This is a genomic window from Luteimonas sp. AC640a (assembly GCF_979256585.1).
On record NZ_CEEDOV010000003.1, the window covers coordinates 25,207 to 42,455 of the forward strand.

Below are 17,249 nucleotides of genomic sequence, written 5' to 3' on the forward strand. Positions count from 1 at the left end.
GATCCCTGGGATGGGCAGAGCGCCGCGAAACCCATCGGCTACCGACTTCGCACGTCCAGGAAGCCGCAGACTTCAGGTCGCGGCGTCTTCAGCTGCTGCCCGCACCGGCCACACCGTTTTCGCCAGCAGCTCGTCGTTCCAGTCCGGCGCCAGCGCGCCATCGACCAGCAACAGCTGGACGAAATTGAGCACGTTGCGCGCGAACATCTCGCTCGCGTGCGTGGCGCCCATCGAGGCGAGGTCCAGCGGGCCGGCGACGACGACGCCGCTGACGTCCACGGTCTCGCCCGGCTGCGTCGCCTCGCAGTTGCCACCGCTCTCGGCGGCCAGATCGACGATCACGCTGCCCGGCCGCATGCCGGCGACCATCGCCGCGGTGACGATCTTCGGCGCGGGCCGTCCGGGCACCGCTGCCGTACAGACGACGACGTCGATGCCCTTGAGGTGATCACCGAGGCGGCGCTGCTGTTCGGCGCGCTCGTCGTCGGTCAGCGCGCGCGCGTAGCCGCCTTCGCCCGCGGCGCTGACGCCCAAATCGAGAAAGCGTCCGCCCAGCGATTCGATCTGCTCGCGCGTTTCCGGGCGCACATCGAAGCCCTCGACCTGCGCGCCGAGGCGCTTCGCAGTCGCGACCGCCTGCAGACCCGCGACGCCGGCGCCGACGATCAGCACTTTCGATGGGCGGATCGTACCGGCCGCGGTCGTCAGCATCGGAAAGAATCGCGGTGCGAGCTGCGCGCCGATCAGCACGGCTTTGTAGCCCGCCATGCTGGCCTGCGAACTGAGCACGTCCATCGACTGCGCGCGCGTCGTGCGCGGTAGACGTTCGAGCGGAAACGCGATCAATCCGTGCGCGACGATCGCCTCGCCCCGCGCGTGATCGGCTTCCGGCTGCAAGACGCCGACCAGCACCGTGCCCGCATCAAGCCCCTGCAGACGCTCGATTTCCGGTGGCCGCACGCAGAGCACGACGGCCGCACCCGCCAGCGCAGCGCGCGCATCGTCGACCAGTGCCGCGCCGGCATCGCTGTAGGCGTCATCTGGAAAATGGGCAGCGCTGCCGAGCCCACGCTCCACGCGCAGCTGCGCGCCGGCTGCCACGAGTTTCTTGCAGGTCTCCGGCGTCAGCGCCACGCGCCGTTCGCCTACCGCGGTCTCACGCGCCACGCCGATCATCACCGCCATCGACATCGTCCTCGCCCTGGAGTCGACGTCATCCTAGGCCATGTCGCAGGTCGCAGACATGCCGCGTGCCGGGACAGGTCGATCAGGCCGTGGCGGCCTGCGCTGCGAGCGTCGTCAGCGCCTGGGACACCGCGCCGCCGCCGGGGCGGGCCTGCAGCCGGCCAGCCTCGATCATGGCGTGCAGCTCGGCGGGCATCAGCAACCACTCGCGCGCGCCGGTCGCGTTGACCAGCAGGCAGGCGCCGCTCAGCGAACTGCGCCACGCCAGCCGCAATGTGCGCCCGGCGCCCGCGCCATCAGGCTGCATAAAGCGCTGCCCTTCGGCGAACGTGGTGTCGGCGAGACCGGCCTGCGGATCGGCATCGTCCGCAAGCAGCGGCGCGTCGTCATCGGCCGGCGGTGTCGGCGCATGCACCTGCCGCGATGTCGGACTGCCATGTTCGGCGACCAGACCGGCCAGCCGCGCCTCGGTGGCAGTCGCATCGTTGCCGCACTGCGCGCAGCAGTCACGCAGCGCAGGCAGGATGCCGAGCAGGCGATCGGCCACCGCGCTGCCGCCGTCGTTCGCCGCCAGCCCGTCGGATTCGACCAGCGCGTCGCCAAGCGACAGCACTTCGCGATAGCGATCGGAGCTGTCGCCGTCGCGCAGCCAGGATTGCGCCAGCGCCTGACGCCATTCGACATCGAAGAAGCCGGCGACCGATGGCAGCAGCGGGCGGCCGTCGAGCCGGCGCGTCAGTTCGATCCGCGCCTGGCGACGCGCTGCATCGAGCCGCTCGCGACCACGCAGGGCCTGCCAGGTGCGACGCTCCACCGCTTCCGCGCGCCGGCGGTTGGCGGCGAGCGCACCATCGATCTGCGCCAGCTGCGCGGCGAATATCCGGCCATCGCCCTGCGGCCCGTCGAGCACCGCATCGGCGATACGGTCGGCGAGCGCCTGCTGCTCCACCGATCGCGGGTCGTCGGAGTCGATGCCGTCCCACAGCTCGACCAGCGCCGACAGCAGCTGCATCGCAGGCGGTGACGAAGGTTCGAACAGATACGCATCCTCGAGCGCGAGGTGCAGCCAGCACACGGCCAGCAACGCGAAACGCTCGCGCGCGCCGGCCGTCAGTTGATGGCGCGTGGCGATCAGGTCGAACAGCGCGCCGATCAGGATCAACGCCTCGTCCTGTTCGCCGTCGAAAGCGACCGTCCGGCGGTCGATACCGAGGCCGCCGGCGACTGCGTACAGCCCTTCGCGCAAACGGATGGCGTGCGTGTCGCCCGGCGGCAGGCTGCGTTCGGATTGCAGCAACGCGAGCGTCGACAGGAATTCATCACGACGGAAGCTGCGTTCGGCGGCGTCGAGTTCCGCGCGTCGGGCGTCGCGCTGACGCCGCGCATACCGGCGCAGCAGATTGCCGCGTGGTGCGTCGGCGCGCGCCGCGGACGATGCACCGGAACCGGATTGCGCCACCGCATTGCCCTGCTCCCAGATCCGGGTCTTGTTGGCCGGCAAGGCGTCCGTCGATCCGCCGAGCCCCGCGATCAGCGATGCGTGGTCGCTGTCGCCCGCCAACGCGCAGCCGGCGTCGGCCAGACGCGTATTGCACCAGGCGTAGAGCCCGCCCAGTTCGGCATCGAGCAGCGCTTCATGTCGCCGCAGCAGCGACGCGCGCAGGCGACGGCCGCAATCGCCGGCCTCGAAGGCGCGCAGAAAACTTTCCACGAGGAAACGCGCGGCCAGCGGATTGGCCGGCCGGCCGCGATACTGCAGACGACCGGCCAGCGTGTGCAGCCGGCGATCGATGATGTCGCGCACGCTTTCGAAACGTCGATCGAGTGCTTCGGCAACCGGCTGGCCGATCAGCTGCGCCTGCAGCTCGTCGTCAGACAGCAGAGAGAACGCGCTGCGGGCATGGGACGAAGGCGGCTCGGGCCACGCGGCGAACACCTCGCCCAACGCCTTCTGCCAGCGGTGCTCGTGCTGGATCAGCTCGGCGGCGAGCACGGTCAGGCTGGTCAGGTCTTCAGCATCCGCGTCCCGCGCCGGGGTGTCCTGCGTCGCCTCATCGCAGGCGCGCTGCAGACGCGCGCGTTCAACGCGCAGGGTTTCGCCTAGCAGCGGCAGAAGCCGCGCAGTCGCCTCGCGACGGATTCCTTCCATCAGTTGCGCGGGCGTTTCCGTCCGCAGGGCATCGCCCGGTCCTTGCGTCGACACGGGCATTGCGCCCACTCCGTCCCCCATAAGATCGCCGGACAATAGCGCAAGCCTTGTCCGCGCGTCTTAACGCAGACGCACAGACGTCAGCCGGTCGCGGCGTCGCCGGCAGGATCGTTCGCGGCGTTGAGCTGTTGCCAGAGCTGCTTCATCGCCTCATCGAACGGTGCATCGACCGCACGCACGACCGCGCGGCCGGCGCCGACCAGCGCGGCCAGTTCCTCGGGGGACACCACCATGCGGCGGATGCCGCGACGGTTCACGATCAGCAGGCGCTGGCTCAGCGGACTGATCCATGCGACGCGCGCAGCCGATTCACGGCCGCCGTCATCAACCAGACGCAGCCACTGGCCTACACGCAACTGGCGCATGCGCGCGGCGATCGTTGGATCAAACGTCAGCGCATCGTGGCCACCGGCGAGTCGCAAGGCGGGATCGGGCGCTTCGTCCTCGACCCCGGGCGACTGCGGCGCATGCACACTGCGCTGCGTATCGGGCAGCGCCAGGGCGGCGATGATCCGCGCCACCGCATCGCGCGCGGCGTTCGCATCGAGGCCGCAACTGGAATAGCACTCCGCCAGTGGCACCTGCAGCGCAAGCAGTTCGTCGGCGACCGCAGTACCGAGCGCGTGCGCGGCGTCGAAATCGACCTGCACCATCGCGTCGCCAATGCCGATCGCAGCCAGGTGCCGGGCCGAATCCGGTCCGTCGCGCAGCCAGGTCTGGGTGAGATGGTGGCGCCAGTGGCGGTCGAGGAAGAACGCGACCGCGGCGGTCAAACGGCGCTCGGACAAGCGAGAGGCCACCATGTCGTCAACGCTGCGGCGTGCCTGTTGCAGCCGCTCGCGACCATGGATCGCTTCCGCCGCACGCCGCTCAGCGACATCGGCGCGTCGGCGCTGCTGGTCGAGACGCTCGCGCAATTCGCCAGCGGCGAGTTCGAACACTGCCTGATCGCTTTCGTACTCGTCGACCACGCGGTCGACGACGCGGCCGGCCTGGTCGAGCAGATCGCGGTCCTGTGGGGAGTCGCCGACGTTGCCGTCGCAGGCCTCGGTCACCGCGTCGAGCAACCGGCGTGCGGGATGCGCACGCTGGTTGAACATCGAATCGTCGGTCAGCGCGACCTTGAGATAAGGCATCACCAGCCGGCCATAGATGTCGCGGGCCTGCTGCAGCAGATCGTTGGCGTCGAACAGCGCCTGGAACAGGATGCCGACCAGATCGATCGCATCCTCGTCCTCGCGGCTCAGCGGCGTCTGCTCGGTATCCACGCCCAGCTCGCGCAGACCGCGCAGCAGCTCGTCGCGAATCACGTCACCGAGGCGACGGCGGTCATCACCGACGAGCGCACGTGCGAACGGCGCCGGGTCATCGCCCTGCAGCATCCGCGCGACGCTCAGCAACTGCGACATGCCCAGCACCGGCCCGCCGGTGCCGTCCGCGCCCGCATCCGGCGTCTGGTCGTGGACGCGACGCTCGCGCCACTGGTGCAGCTGTTCGCGCACGAGATCGCGATAGCCACGCGGCGCGCTCATAGCGGCAGGCGCATGGCCGTGCGCGGCGAGCACATCCATGAGCCCGGACGACAGCGGACCGGGCTCAGAGGAGTCCACATCGAGAGCCGCGGCGGAACGCTCGGGTTCCGAGTGCGCCACCACGCCGCCTTCGGGCACCCAGCTGTCGCCGGCAGCATCATGGCGCGTGGTCCGCGCCGACGGCGCAGCACGCACACCTGGCCGCGCTGCGGTCTGAGGCGCGACCGCACCCGGTCCGATGCCGGCAGCATCCAGCGAGGCATTGGCGCGGGCGTAGACCTCGTTGAGGATCCCCGGCAGACGCTTGTCGAACTGGTTGAACACCATCGTCCGCAAGCCGGCCGGCAGTTCGTCTGCCTCGAACAGATGCATGAAGGCGGTGACCGGCACTTCCGGACGCAGCGGATTGGCGTGCACGCCCTCGATACCGAGCCGTGAGGCCAGCGCATCCAGGCGATCGTTGAGGGCAGTGATCGGATGCAGGAACTGATGGTCCATCAGCTCGACGATCTGCTGCGCGGCCAGATGCACCTCGAGCTCGCCTTCGGACATCAGCGACAGGCCGTCGGCCACCGGCGGCGCCGGGCGGTCAGCCAGCCACTGGTCGAATTCGGTCTCGATCGCCTTGCGGAAGCGGGTCGCGAGTTCCAGCGCCCGCTGGCTCAGCTCCAGCACGGCCATGCGCTCTTCCTGCGCGACCATGTAGTCGTGGCGCGCGAGCGCGGCCAGCCGGACCTGCTCCTCGATCGCACTCCAGAAACCCGACAGCACCCCGCCCAACGCGGTCACGGCGTCGTGGCGCAGCGTCTCGAGGACGCGCGCAGCGTCGCGCGTCGGGCCCGCGCGCGATCGAGAACCGACACCGATATCGTGGTGATGCGTCATTTGGTGAAGAATAGGGGGAGGAGGCGTAATGCCCCGTGCATAAGATTCCCGAACCCCCACGGCAGGTCTGTGACCATCTCCGCAAATACTGAACACGAGGCGCTCGCTGCGCTCGATACACGCCGCTCCGTCCCCGCCAAGCAGCTTGAGGCGCCCGGCCCGGACGACGCCACCCTGCTGCGCATGCTGCGTTCGGCCTCGCGCGTGCCCGATCACGGCAAGCGCGTGCCGTTCCGTTTCCTGCGCATCGCAGGCGCCGATCGCGACGCACTCGGTGAACGGCTCGCAGCGCGCGCGCTCGAACGCGATCCCGGCATCGGCGACGGCGCCCTCGACAAGGACCGCCGTCGGTTCTCACATGCGCCGCTGGTGATCGTCGTGGTCGCGGTCCTCGATCCCGAGGACACCAAGATTCCCGAGGTGGAGCGCCTGCTGACCGCCGGCAGCGTCTGCTTCGCCCTGCTGCAGGCCGCGCAGGCACTGGGCTTCGGTGGCTCATGGCTGTCGGGCTGGCCCGCCTATGATCCCGAAGTCCTCGCCCTGCTCGGTCTCGATGCGAACGAGCGCGTCGCCGGCTTCATCCACATCGGCACGCCGCGCATCGAAGCGCCGGAACGCGAGCGTCCGGACCCGGCCACGCTGCTGACGGACTGGCACGCGCCGTGAGCCTGCCCCCGCAGACGCTGCAGGCGACGCCGGCGCCGCCCACCGCGCCGCTGTATCTGGTCGACGCCAGCCTCTACGTGTTCCGCGCCTGGCATTCGATGCCCGACGAGTTCCGCGATGCCGAGGGCTGGCCGACCAATGCGGTGCACGGCTTCGCGCGCTTTCTCGCCGAGCTGGTGGAGCGGACCAATCCGCAGCACGTCGCGATCGCGTTCGACGAAGCGCTCGACAGCTGCTTCCGCAACCGCATCTACCCCGCCTACAAGGCCAACCGCCCGCCGGCGCCGGACGAGTTGCGTCGCCAGTTCGCGCACTGCAAGGCCCTGTGCCGCGCGCTCGGATTCGTCGTGCTGGCGGACACCGAATACGAGGCCGACGATCTGATCGGCAGCGCACTGGTGGCCGGACGCGCGCGCGCGCACCACGGTGTCATCGTCTCGGCGGACAAGGACCTGTCGCAGCTGCTCGAAGGCGCCGACGAGCAGTGGGACTACGCGCGCGGCGTGCGCTGGACCGCGGCCGGCGTCCGCGACCGTCATGGGGTGGAAGCGCACCAGATGGCCGACTACCTCGCGCTGTGCGGCGACGCGGTCGACAATATTCCCGGCGTGCCCGGCATCGGCAGCAAGACCGCGGCGAGTCTGCTGCACCACTTCCGCACGCTCGATGCGCTACTGGAACGCAGCGACGAGATCCAGTTCCTGCGCTTCCGCGGCGCCGGTCAGGTCGGGCCGAAGCTCCGGCAGCACGCCGACGCGGCACGCCTGTATCGCCAGCTGACGACGATCGCCTGCGACGCCCCGCTCGGCGAAGGCGCGACCGGATTCGCACGGCGCACCGGCGATGCCACGGCGCTGCATGCGCTGTGCGAAACCCTGCGTTTCGGGCCGCTGACGCGTCGCCGACTGCATACCGTCGCTGGTCTGGATTACACGCCGCCCGCGATGGCCTGAACGCGCTGTCGGTCGTCACGGCCGCGCGTTAGCATCGACGCATGACGAATCCATCGATGCGCGAACACACCGAAGTCCTCTATCAGGGCGATTGGCTGCGGCTGGTCCGCCACGGCACATGGGAAGCGTGCGAACGCACGCACGGCGGCAACGGCATGGCCGTGCTGGTGATCGCGGTGACGCCGGACGACGAAGTGCTGTTCGTCGAGCAGTACCGCGTGCCGCTGGGCGCCCGCACGATCGAGATGCCGGCGGGACTTGTCGGCGACGGCGGCTCCACCGATTCGCTGGAAGACGCCGCGCGGCGTGAATTGATCGAGGAAACCGGCTGGTCCGCAGGCCGCGTCGACGTGCTGCTCACCGGCCCGACCACCGCCGGCATGAGCAACGAGCGCGTCGCGTTCGTGCGGGCGCGCGAACTGACGCGGGTTGGCGACGGCGGCGGCGTGGACGACGAAGCGATCATCGTCCACACCGTGCCACGCGCGACCGCGCCGGCATGGCTGATGCAGAAACACGCGGAAGGCTTCGAACTCGATCTCAAGCTCTGGGCCGGGCTGTGGATGGTCGACTTCAATCCGGACGGTTCACCCGCGGATTGAGGGAGTTGCCGCCGCTGGCGCAACCATTCAGGCCTTCTTGACGAACTCCGTCCGCAGCACCAGACCCTTCACCTTCTCGACGTTGCATTCGATCAGGTCGGGGTCGTCGGTCAGACGTATGTTCTTGGCCAGCGTGCCGCGCTTGAGCGTGACACTGGTGCCCTTGACCTTGAGGTCCTTGATCACGGTGACCGCGTCACCGTCGGCGAGGCGGGCGCCGTTGCTGTCCTTGACGATGATTTCTTCTTCAGACATCGGGATTTCCTGCGCGCGACGGGCCTGCCGTCGCGCATCGAGATGGGAGATGACGCCGCAGATCGACTGCGGCGCATGCGTCAGGCGAAACGATCGGTCGCGCGCACCAGCGCGTCGACGTTCTCGGCCTCGAACGCGGAATGGCCCGAGGCCGGCGTGACCACGAGTTCGGCCTTGGGCCACACCTGGTGCAGATCGAACGCGTTCTGCACCGGACACACCACGTCGTAGCGGCCGTGGACGATGACGCCGGGAATGTCGACCATGCGGTAAGCATCGCGCAGCAGCTGGTCGTCGACCTCGAAGAAACCCGCGTTGGTGAAGTAGTGGTTCTCGATGCGCGCGAAGGCCAGCGCAAACTCCGCGTCGGCGTGGCTGTCGGCGAAATCTTCGTCGATGTGCAGGAAGCTCGTGGCGCCTTCCCAGACACTCCACGCACGCGCGGCGGCAAGCCGGGTGGTCTCGTCGTCGCTGGTCAGACGCTTGTGGAACGCGCCGATCAGATCGCCCCGCTCGGCTTCCGGAATTGCGGCGATGTACTGCTGCCAGGCTTCCGGGAACAGGCGCGAGGCGCCTTCCTGGTAGAACCACTCCAGCTCCCAGCGACGCAGCATGAAGATGCCGCGCAGGATCAGCTCTGTGACCTGGCGCGGATGCGTCTGCGCGTAGGCCAGCGCCAGCGTCGAGCCCCAGGAGCCGCCGAACACCTGCCAGCGATCGATGCCCAGATGCGCGCGCAGTTTTTCGATGTCGGCGACGAGATCCCATGTGCTGTTGTCGACGAGATCGGCATGCGGCGTCGAGCGCCCGGCGCCGCGCTGGTCGAACAGCACGATCCGGTACTTGGCCGGGTCGTGGAAGCTGCGCATCTTCGGGCTGCAGCCGCCACCCGGACCGCCGTGCAGCAGCACCACCGGCTTGCCCTTCGGATTGCCGCACTGCTCGTAATAGAGCGTGTGGCGGTCGTCGACGGCGAGCGTGCCGGTGTCGAAGGGTTCGATCGCGGGATAGAGCTGGCGCATGCGCGTGGATCCGGGAAAAACCGGTCCCCAGTCTATCAGCTGGCTTTTTCGCTCCCGGGCGCGCGGCCCAGCGTCACGCGGTCGCGGGCTTCGAGATCCCGCTCGGTCGCAACCTCGACGAGACCCGCCTGTTCGAACAACGCGCGTACCGCCGTGCCCTGCGCGAGGCCGTGTTCGACCAGCAACCAGCCGCCGGGCGCGAGGTGCGCAAGCGCACCCGCGGCGAGAACGCGGATCGCATCCAGGCCATCGGCACCGGACGACAGCGCCGAGGCCGGCTCGAAGCGCAGATCGCCCTGCGCCAGATGCGGGTCGGCATCTTCGATGTAAGGCGGATTGCTGGCGATCACGTCGAAGCGCGTACCGGCCAGCGGCGCGTACCAGTCGCCGTGGGCGAAGCGCACGTTCGAGACCTCCAGCGCCTGTGCATTCGCACGGGCGACTGCGAGCGCGTCGACGCTGGCATCGGTCGCCAGCACCGCGGCGTCGGGTCTTTCGCGGGCGATCGCCAATGCGATCGCGCCGCTGCCGGTGCCGAGATCCACGACGCGCGCGCCGGCGCCGGGCAGCCGCGCCAGCGCCAGTTCGACCAGCAGTTCGGTTTCCGGCCGCGGAATCAGCGTCGCCGGCGTCACCGCCAGATCCAGCCCGAAGAAGCCGCGTACGCCGGTGAGATAGGCGACGGGCTCGCCCGCGGCGCGGCGCGCGACGAGCGATTCGAAGCGTGCGGCCACGCCATCGGGCGCGGGATCACGTGCATGCGCGTACAGCCAAGTCTGCGAGCGGCCGGCGGCATGTGCGAGCAGCCAGCGCGCGTCGGTCGCGTCGATGCGGCCGGCGGCGTCGCGCAGCAATGCATCCAACGCGGGACTCGGATTCGTAATCATGACTTCACATCGTAGCCGGCCCCCGGCCGGGCATGGTGTCGCACCTCGAGGAGATCACCGATGCGCCGTTCAATCCACGCCTGTGTCGCCGCCACGCTCGCCCTGCTGGTCTCGGGCTGTCAGAGCGCGTTCTTCGGCTTCGTCAATCGCGACAGCACACAGCCGGATGCCACTGCGGTCTACGACACCACGCGCGGTCTGGCGCTCGACATCTACCGCCCGCAGAACGCCGCGCCCGATACGCCGGTGGTGCTGTTCTTCTACGGCGGCTCCTGGCAGTACGGCACGCGCGCGCAGTACCGCTTCGTCGGCAGCCGCCTGGCGCAGAACGGCGTCGTGGCGATCGTCGCGGATTACCGCACCTGGCCGGCGGCCGGCTTCCCGGCCTTCATGGGCGATGCCGCGCACGCGGTGCGCTGGACCGTCGATCACGCGGCCGAGTACGGCGGCGACCCGAAGCGCGTGTTCATCGCAGGCCATTCGGCGGGCGCGCAGATCGCCGCGCTGCTGGGCACGGACGCGCGGCACCTGGCCGCGGTCGATCTGAAGCCGAAGGAACTGGCGGGCGTGATCGGCCTCTCCGGCCCCTACGATTTCGTCATCAGCGGCAAGCTCGAGGAGATCTTCGGCCCCCGCAGCCAGTGGCCCGAGGCGATGGCGTTGAAGTTCGTCGATGGTGACGAGCCGCCGTTCCTGCTGATCCACGGCGACGGCGACCGCACGGTCGATGTCGGCAACAGCCGCAAGCTGGACTTCGCGCTGCGCCGCAAGGGCGTGGCCTCGACGCTGGAGGTCATTCCGGGCGGCAACCACTTCGTCACCGCCGCCGCGTTCTACGATCCGGAGCGCGCGCCCGAGGTGCTGCCCGCGATCCGCCAGTTTATCGGCCTGGATCCTGATGAGGCCGAATCGCAGACAAAATGAAGGCGGCCGAAGCCGCCTTCAAAAATTCCGTGACACGTGTGGGAGGGAAGTACGGACACGGAACCCGGTACGCGGCCGACTGGGCCGCTGGCACTGCGTAAAACCGCTGCGCGACGCCTGTTGACCCGATATTGCTGCAGCGCAACAGTGATTGCAAGCACCCATGTAATCGTTTCCGGTGACACTATTTCCGGTCAGTTCGCGCACACAAATTGATAGCCTCTATCTATCGATTGAATTCCTATAATCGATTTCCCATATCGATAGGCGGCGCCTACTCTATGCGCAGCCGGATTCGCCGGCCGCGATTGCAAGTCGCACGCTTTCCCCCGTCCAGGAGCTTTCATGTCCCTCATCAACACCGAAGTCCAGCCGTTCAAGACCACCGCGTTCCAGAACGGCGAGTTCATCGAAGTCAGCAACGAGAGCCTCAAGGGCAAGTGGTCGGTCCTGATCTTCATGCCGGCTGCCTTCACCTTCAATTGCCCGACCGAAGTCGAGGACGCCGCCGACAACTACGCGCAGTTCCAGAAGCTGGGCGCCGAGGTCTACATCGTCACCACCGACACGCACTTCTCGCACAAGGTCTGGCACGAAACCTCGCCGGCTGTCGGCAAGGCGCAGTTCCCGCTGGTCGGCGATCCGACCCACCAGCTGACCCGCGCGTTCGGCGTGCACATCGAAGAAGCTGGCCTCGCCCTGCGCGGCACCTTCGTGATCAACCCCGACGGCGTGATCAAGACCGTCGAGATCCACGACAACGCGATTGCCCGTGACGTCAGCGAGACCCTGCGCAAGCTCAAGGCCGCCCAGTACGTCGCCGCCAACCCGAACGAGGTCTGCCCGGCCAAGTGGAAGGACGGCGAGAAGACCATCGCGCCGTCGCTCGACCTCGTCGGCAAGATCTGATCGTTCCGATCTGATTGAACGACCCGACGGCGCAGCCCACCGCGCCGTTTCCAACCCCATCCCGCCCAGCGCGGATGGGGGTGGACCGCAGCCGGCACCCTCCCCCGCCGGCTGCGGTCCACCCCTCTCCCCCGGTTCCGATGCCCGCTTCGTCGGCGCGTCGCGGACGCCCCCACCCGTCGTCAGGAGCGTTGCCATGTTGGAAGCCGATCTCAAGGCGCAGTTGAAGGCCTATCTGGAGCGCGCGGTGCGCCCGATCCACATCGTCGCGTCGGTCGACGACGGCGCGAAGTCGCGCGAGCTGCTGTCGCTGCTCGAAGACCTCAAGGATGCGAGCCCGAAGATCACCGTCGACGCCGCCGGCACCGACGCGCGCAAGCCGTCGTTCGCACTGACGTCGCCGGATACGGATATCGATGTGCGCTTTGCCGGTCTGCCGATGGGCCACGAGTTCACGTCACTGGTGCTCGCACTGCTGCAGGTCGGCGGACATCCGTCGAAGGCGGTCAAGGACACGATCGAGCAGGTCGCGGCCCTCGATGGCGACTACCTGTTCGAAACCTATTACTCGCTGTCGTGCCAGAACTGCCCGGACGTGGTGCAGGCGCTGAACCTCGCCGCCGTGCTGAATCCGCGCATCCGCCACGTGGCGATCGACGGTGCGCTGTTCCAGGCGGAAGTCGAGGCGCGCGAGATCATGTCGGTGCCGACGGTGTTCCTCAACGGCCAGAAGTTCGACCAGGGCCGCATGACGCTGGAGCAGATCGTCGCCAAGCTCGACACCGGCGCGGCCAAGCGCGAAGCGGCCAAGATCGCAGCGAAGAAGCCGTTCGACGTGCTCGTCGTCGGCGGCGGTCCGGCCGGCGCGGCCGCGGCGATCTACGCCGCGCGCAAGGGCATCCGCACCGGCGTGGCCTCCGAGCGGTTCGGCGGCCAGGTGCTGGACACGATGGCGATCGAGAACTTCATCTCGGTCAAGGAAACCGAAGGCCAGAAGATGGCGGCGGCGCTCGAGCAGCACGTGCGCGAGTACGACGTCGACGTCATGGATCTGCAGCGCGCCACGCAGCTGGTGCCGGCCGACGATGACGGCTTGGTCGAGATCAAGCTCAAGAACGGCGCGGCGCTGAAGTCGCGCACCGTGGTGCTGTCGACCGGCGCGCGCTGGCGGCAGATGGGCGTGCCCGGCGAAGACCAGTACCGCAACAAGGGCGTGGCCTATTGCCCGCATTGCGATGGCCCGCTGTTCAAGGGCAAGCGCGTGGCAGTGATCGGCGGCGGCAATTCCGGTGTCGAAGCCGCGATCGATCTGGCCGGCATCGTCGCCCACGTCACCCTGATCGAATACGACGCGCAGTTGCGCGCCGACGAAGTGCTGCAGCGCAAGCTGCGCAGCCTGCCGAACGTGCGCATCGTGACCAGCGCGCAGACGACCGACGTGCTCGGCGACGGCGCGAAGGTCAATGCGCTGGTCTACCGCGACCGGATCGGCGGCGACAGCCACCGCGTGGAACTGGAGGGTGTGTTCGTGCAGATCGGCCTGCTGCCCAATACCGAATGGCTCAAGGGCGTGGTCGCGCTGTCGCCGCGTGGCGAGATCATCGTCGACGACCGCGGCCAGACTTCGGTGCCCGGCGTGTTCGCCGCCGGCGACGCGACGACGGTGCCCTACAAGCAGATCGTCATCGCGATGGGCCAGGGCGCCACGGCTGCGCTCAGCGCGTTCGATCATCTGATACGCGTGCCGGTCGTCGAGACGGCCGAGGCCGAAGCCGCGTGATCCAGCGCACGGCCCGCGCCCTGCACGTCCCGACATCGCCTGCGCGATCCGGGATATGTGCGGAGTGCGCGCCGTGAACCTGCGCGACCTGCGTTATCTGGTCGCGCTCGCCGACGAGCGGCATTTCGGCCGCGCCGCGGCCGCGTGTTTCGTCAGTCAGCCGACGCTGTCGACGCAGATCCGCAAGCTCGAAGAAGAACTCGGCGTCGCGCTCGTCGAACGCGCACCGCGCAAGGTCATGCTGACGCCGATCGGCGTGCAGGTCGCCGACCGCGCGCGCCGCATCGTCGGCGATGTCGAGCAGATGAAAGCATTGGCCCGGCGCAGCATGGATCCCGAAGCCGGCTCGATCCGCCTCGGCCTGTTTCCGACCCTCGGCCCGTATCTGCTGCCGCATGCCGTGCCGCCGCTGCGCGCACGGTTTCCGCAGCTGGAACTGCTGCTGGTCGAAGAGAAGAGCGACGTGCTGCTGACGCGGCTGCGCGATGGTCGTCTGGATGCGGCGATTCTCGCGTTGCCGGTCGACGAGGACGCACTGCATGCCGAGTTCCTGTTCGAAGAACCGTTCCTCCTCGCGGTCTCCGACCAGCACCCGCTCGCCGCGCGCGAACGCCTGAGCCTGCAGGAGCTGTCGTCGCAGAAGCTGCTGCTGCTCGAGGACGGCCACTGCATGCGCGAGCAGGCACTCGATGTCTGTCGCCTATCGGGCGCCGGCGAACACGCCGAGTTCCGCGCTACCAGTCTGGAAACGCTGCGGCAGATGGTGGCCGCGAACGTCGGCGTGACGTTGCTGCCGGTGCTGGCGACCAAGCCGCCGGTCGCGCCCTCGCCGCACCTGCGCCTGCTCGATTTCAGCGACACCCGTCCGACCCGGCGCATTGCCCTGGTCTGGCGCCGCAGCTCGGCCATGCACGCGTTCCTGCTGGAACTGACGGGCGTACTGCGCGATCTGCCACCCGCGTTGTTCGAGCACGCTGCGGCCTGAGTCATTCCCGCGCACGCGGGACACGTCACAATGGACCCCGGGCGGCGCACTGCGTCGCCTTTCGTATGGGCGTCGTTCGAGCGCCCTCCCAACCCGAGGAAATTCCTGATGTCATCGCATTCCACCAGCGGCCTGCCGCCCTCCGACGCACCGTCGATCCGTTTGACCCGTCACGATCTCGCGCGCCTCGACGCGCTGCTCGCTTCACCGACCTGGCGGCAACACCCCGGCGCAGCTGCGCTGCAGCGCGAACTCGACCGCGCCGACCTGCTGCCGGACGATGCGCCCGCCGACGCGACCGTCGGCATGCATGCACGCGTGACGTGCATCGACGACGCCACCGGCGCCCGACACACCCTCACCCTCGTCTATCCGCACGAAGCGGACGTGGACGCCGGCCGCGTGTCGGTCCTCGCGCCCGTCGGCACGGCCCTGCTGGGATTGACGATCGACCAGCGCATCGACTGGCCGGTCAGCGGCGGTCGCACCCTGCGCCTGCGCGTGCTGGAAGTCGCGCCCGCCGATCATTGATCGCCCTGCGTGCGGCGCCGACCCGGGCGCCGCACGGTTCAACGCAACGATTCAGAGCGGCACGCCGACCTGGCAGGCCACGCCGGTACCGCCGATGCCGCAATACCCGCCCGGGTTCTTGTGCAGGTACTGCTGGTGTTCGTTCTCGGCGTAATAGAACGGCGGCGCCTCGTCGAGAATCTCGGTGGTGATGTCCGGATAGCCTGCTGCATGCAGCTTCGCGGCGTAGGCGTCGCGGCTGCGATGGGCCAACACGGCCTGTCCGGGCGTCGTGCAGTAGATCGCCGAGCGGTACTGGGTGCCGGCGTCGTTGCCCTGGCGCATGCCCTGGGTCGGATCGTGACTTTCCCAGAACGTCTGCAGCAGCGTCTCGAACGCGACCTGCGCCGGGTCGTAGACGACGAGCACGACTTCGGTGTGTCCGGTCTGTCCGGAGCACACTTCACGGTACGTCGCGTTCGGCGTCACCCCGCCGGCGTAACCGACCGCGGTCGTGACCACGCCCGGCAGCGACCAGAACTTGCGTTCCGCGCCCCAAAAGCAGCCCATGCCGAACTGCACCTGCTCCAGACCTTCGAACGCATCCTGCAGCGGGCGGCCGTGCACGGCATGCGTGTTGTCCAGCGTCACCGGCGTGTCGCGACCGGGCAGCGCGTCCTGGGGCCGCGGCAGACGCTGTTTCCAGGCTCCGATTCCGAGCATCGCGATATCTCCGGGTGGCGGCAGATTGCCGTCCGTATTGGATGCGGGCGCGCGTGCCCGCTTCCAAGGTGTCAGAACCTGTTCGCGCTCCCGACGCACGTCGCGTGGCCGCGTTGCGGCCACCTTGCGGGCCGGGCCTGTGGGCATGCAGGCCCGCGTCATCGCTCGGTTGCGTACGGACGTACGCGCCCTCGCTCTTCCTTGGCCTGCACGCCCACACGCTCCGGCGCGACATACGCCGGGAGCGTGAACAGGTTCTCAGCCCGGCTGCTGCGGCACCCGCGCGCGGCCCTTCAGGCTCGCGAGGAAGATGCCGGCCAGCGTGAACGCGAGACCCAGCCATTCGCGCGGCAGGGTCTCGCGTTGCAGCACGAGGATGTCGAGCAGGAACGCGCAGACCGGCTGCACGAGCAGCAGCAGGCCGACCAGTGCGACCGAGAGATGCTGCATGGCGCGCGAGATCAGGATCCAGCTCAGGCAGTGGCCGAGCGCGGCGAGCAGCAGCAACCAGCCCAGCGCCTGCCAGGTCGGAATCGCGAACGACACGCCCTCTGCGACCCCCGCCAGCCCCAGCAGCCCCGCGCACAGCAGCGACACCATCGCCAGCACCTGCGCCACCGGCGCGGAAGCGGCTGCGCTCGACGCGCCGACATTGCCGGCGCGCTGCACATGACGCAGGCCGATGTTGTAGACCGCGTAACACAGGCCGGTCGCGAGCCCGAGCCACACGCCCCAGCGGTAATCGGCCGGCAGCGTCGCCCAGTCTGCGCCGAGCATCAGCCACAGGCCGAAGAACGCCAGCGCAATGCCGGCGACGAAGCGCAGGCCCACACGTTCGCCGAACAGCACGACCCCGGCCAGCGCCATGAAGAACACCTGCGCATTGGCCAGCAGCGTCGCCAGTCCCGGGCCGATCAGCAGGATGCTCCGGTGCCACAGCCACAGGTCGGCGGCGAACGCGGTGGCCGGCAGCAGCGCCAGCCACCACATGCGTCGCGGCAGCGGGCGCCAGTCGCGGCGCAGATGCACGAACAGCGCCAGCAGCACGCCGGCGAACAGCATCCGGTAGAAGGCCGAGACCGTCGGCGGCGTGCCGGCCAGACGCACCATCAGACCGTTGGTGCCGATCAGCGCGGCGCCGGTCAGCATCCACGCGAGTGCAGCGCGACCAGCCGGGGTGTCGTGCATCGGAGGAACTCACGCGGGGGACGCGCAGCGTAGC

The 17,249-nt window shown here is 68.8% G+C and carries 15 protein-coding genes and 1 pseudogene; 8 read left to right on the forward strand and 8 right to left on the reverse strand.

Features of this window, described 5'->3' with window-relative positions; all coding sequences use genetic code 11:
* Positions 1 to 72: 72 nt before the first annotated feature.
* The 3 genes from ACZ9YD_RS01640 to ACZ9YD_RS01650 form a co-directional block, all read right to left on the reverse strand.
* On the reverse strand, positions 73 to 1,185 hold the full coding sequence (locus tag ACZ9YD_RS01640; RefSeq protein ID WP_465073401.1) for an NAD(P) transhydrogenase subunit alpha: 1,113 nt from the start codon (positions 1,183 to 1,185) through the stop codon (positions 73 to 75).
* Between the two features lie 82 nt (positions 1,186 to 1,267).
* Positions 1,268 to 3,394, reverse strand: coding sequence for a DUF1631 family protein (locus tag ACZ9YD_RS01645; protein ID WP_465073402.1), 2,127 nt, complete (start codon positions 3,392 to 3,394; stop codon positions 1,268 to 1,270).
* An 80-nt stretch (positions 3,395 to 3,474) separates the two neighbouring features.
* A complete protein-coding gene (locus ACZ9YD_RS01650) occupies positions 3,475 to 5,811 on the reverse strand; it encodes a DUF1631 family protein (protein ID WP_465073403.1) in 2,337 nt (778 codons plus the stop codon).
* A gap of 75 nt (positions 5,812 to 5,886) precedes the next feature.
* Here ACZ9YD_RS01650 and ACZ9YD_RS01655 point away from each other — a divergent pair, with 75 nt between their 5' ends.
* Genes ACZ9YD_RS01655 through ACZ9YD_RS01665 form a run of 3 tightly spaced genes read left to right on the forward strand, consistent with a single transcriptional unit; the run spans position 5,887 to position 8,032 of the window.
* Positions 5,887 to 6,477, forward strand: a complete 591-nt coding sequence (locus tag ACZ9YD_RS01655; RefSeq protein ID WP_465073507.1) for a nitroreductase family protein — start codon at positions 5,887 to 5,889, stop codon at positions 6,475 to 6,477.
* Positions 6,474 to 7,430 carry a 5'-3' exonuclease gene (locus ACZ9YD_RS01660; RefSeq protein WP_465073404.1) on the forward strand — a complete coding sequence of 319 codons (957 nt, stop codon included), beginning with the start codon at positions 6,474 to 6,476 and terminating at the stop codon, positions 7,428 to 7,430. Before ACZ9YD_RS01655 ends, ACZ9YD_RS01660 begins: the two co-directional genes overlap by 4 nt.
* A 41-nt stretch (positions 7,431 to 7,471) precedes the next feature.
* Positions 7,472 to 8,032 (forward strand): NUDIX hydrolase, encoded by a 561-nt coding sequence (locus ACZ9YD_RS01665; protein ID WP_465073405.1) that lies wholly within the window; start codon positions 7,472 to 7,474, stop codon positions 8,030 to 8,032.
* Positions 8,033 to 8,059: 27 nt separating this feature from the next.
* Here ACZ9YD_RS01665 and ACZ9YD_RS01670 read toward each other — a convergent pair.
* The 3 genes and pseudogenes from ACZ9YD_RS01670 to prmC all read right to left on the reverse strand — a co-directional run.
* Positions 8,060 to 8,269: pseudogene (locus tag ACZ9YD_RS01670) on the reverse strand (alkylphosphonate utilization protein); the annotation flags it as partial.
* 98 nt (positions 8,270 to 8,367) lie between these two features.
* On the reverse strand, positions 8,368 to 9,309 hold the full coding sequence (gene pip, locus ACZ9YD_RS01675) for a prolyl aminopeptidase (protein ID WP_465073406.1): 942 nt from the start codon (positions 9,307 to 9,309) through the stop codon (positions 8,368 to 8,370).
* A gap of 35 nt (positions 9,310 to 9,344) precedes the next feature.
* Complete coding sequence (gene prmC, locus ACZ9YD_RS01680; RefSeq protein WP_465073407.1) at positions 9,345 to 10,196, reverse strand: peptide chain release factor N(5)-glutamine methyltransferase; 852 nt, start codon at positions 10,194 to 10,196, stop codon at positions 9,345 to 9,347.
* A gap of 60 nt (positions 10,197 to 10,256) precedes the next feature.
* Between prmC and ACZ9YD_RS01685 the strand changes: the two genes are divergently transcribed.
* The 5 genes from ACZ9YD_RS01685 (at position 10,257) to rnk (ending at position 15,325) form a co-directional block, all read left to right on the forward strand.
* Positions 10,257 to 11,120 carry an alpha/beta hydrolase gene (locus ACZ9YD_RS01685; protein WP_465073408.1) on the forward strand — a complete coding sequence of 288 codons (864 nt, stop codon included), beginning with the start codon at positions 10,257 to 10,259 and terminating at the stop codon, positions 11,118 to 11,120.
* Between the two features lie 345 nt (positions 11,121 to 11,465).
* On the forward strand, positions 11,466 to 12,029 hold the full coding sequence (gene ahpC, locus ACZ9YD_RS01690; RefSeq protein ID WP_465073409.1) for an alkyl hydroperoxide reductase subunit C: 564 nt from the start codon (positions 11,466 to 11,468) through the stop codon (positions 12,027 to 12,029).
* A gap of 196 nt (positions 12,030 to 12,225) precedes the next feature.
* Entirely contained in the window at positions 12,226 to 13,809 is a 1,584-nt protein-coding gene (ahpF, locus tag ACZ9YD_RS01695) for an alkyl hydroperoxide reductase subunit F (RefSeq protein ID WP_465073410.1), read from the forward strand.
* Between the two features lie 73 nt (positions 13,810 to 13,882).
* Positions 13,883 to 14,794, forward strand: a complete 912-nt coding sequence (locus ACZ9YD_RS01700) for a LysR substrate-binding domain-containing protein (RefSeq protein WP_465073411.1) — start codon at positions 13,883 to 13,885, stop codon at positions 14,792 to 14,794.
* A 108-nt stretch (positions 14,795 to 14,902) separates the two neighbouring features.
* The gene (gene rnk / locus ACZ9YD_RS01705; protein WP_159679995.1) at positions 14,903 to 15,325 is read left to right on the forward strand and encodes a nucleoside diphosphate kinase regulator; all 423 of its coding nucleotides are present in this window, start codon (positions 14,903 to 14,905) and stop codon (positions 15,323 to 15,325) included.
* A 51-nt stretch (positions 15,326 to 15,376) separates the two neighbouring features.
* On the opposite strand, the gene msrA is transcribed toward rnk, so the two are convergent.
* Both msrA and ACZ9YD_RS01715 read right to left on the reverse strand, forming a co-directional pair.
* A complete protein-coding gene (gene msrA, locus ACZ9YD_RS01710) occupies positions 15,377 to 16,027 on the reverse strand; it encodes a peptide-methionine (S)-S-oxide reductase MsrA (RefSeq protein ID WP_465073412.1) in 651 nt (216 codons plus the stop codon).
* A 258-nt stretch (positions 16,028 to 16,285) separates the two neighbouring features.
* Complete coding sequence (locus ACZ9YD_RS01715; RefSeq protein ID WP_465073413.1) at positions 16,286 to 17,215, reverse strand: DMT family transporter; 930 nt, start codon at positions 17,213 to 17,215, stop codon at positions 16,286 to 16,288.
* Positions 17,216 to 17,249 lie beyond the last annotated feature (34 nt).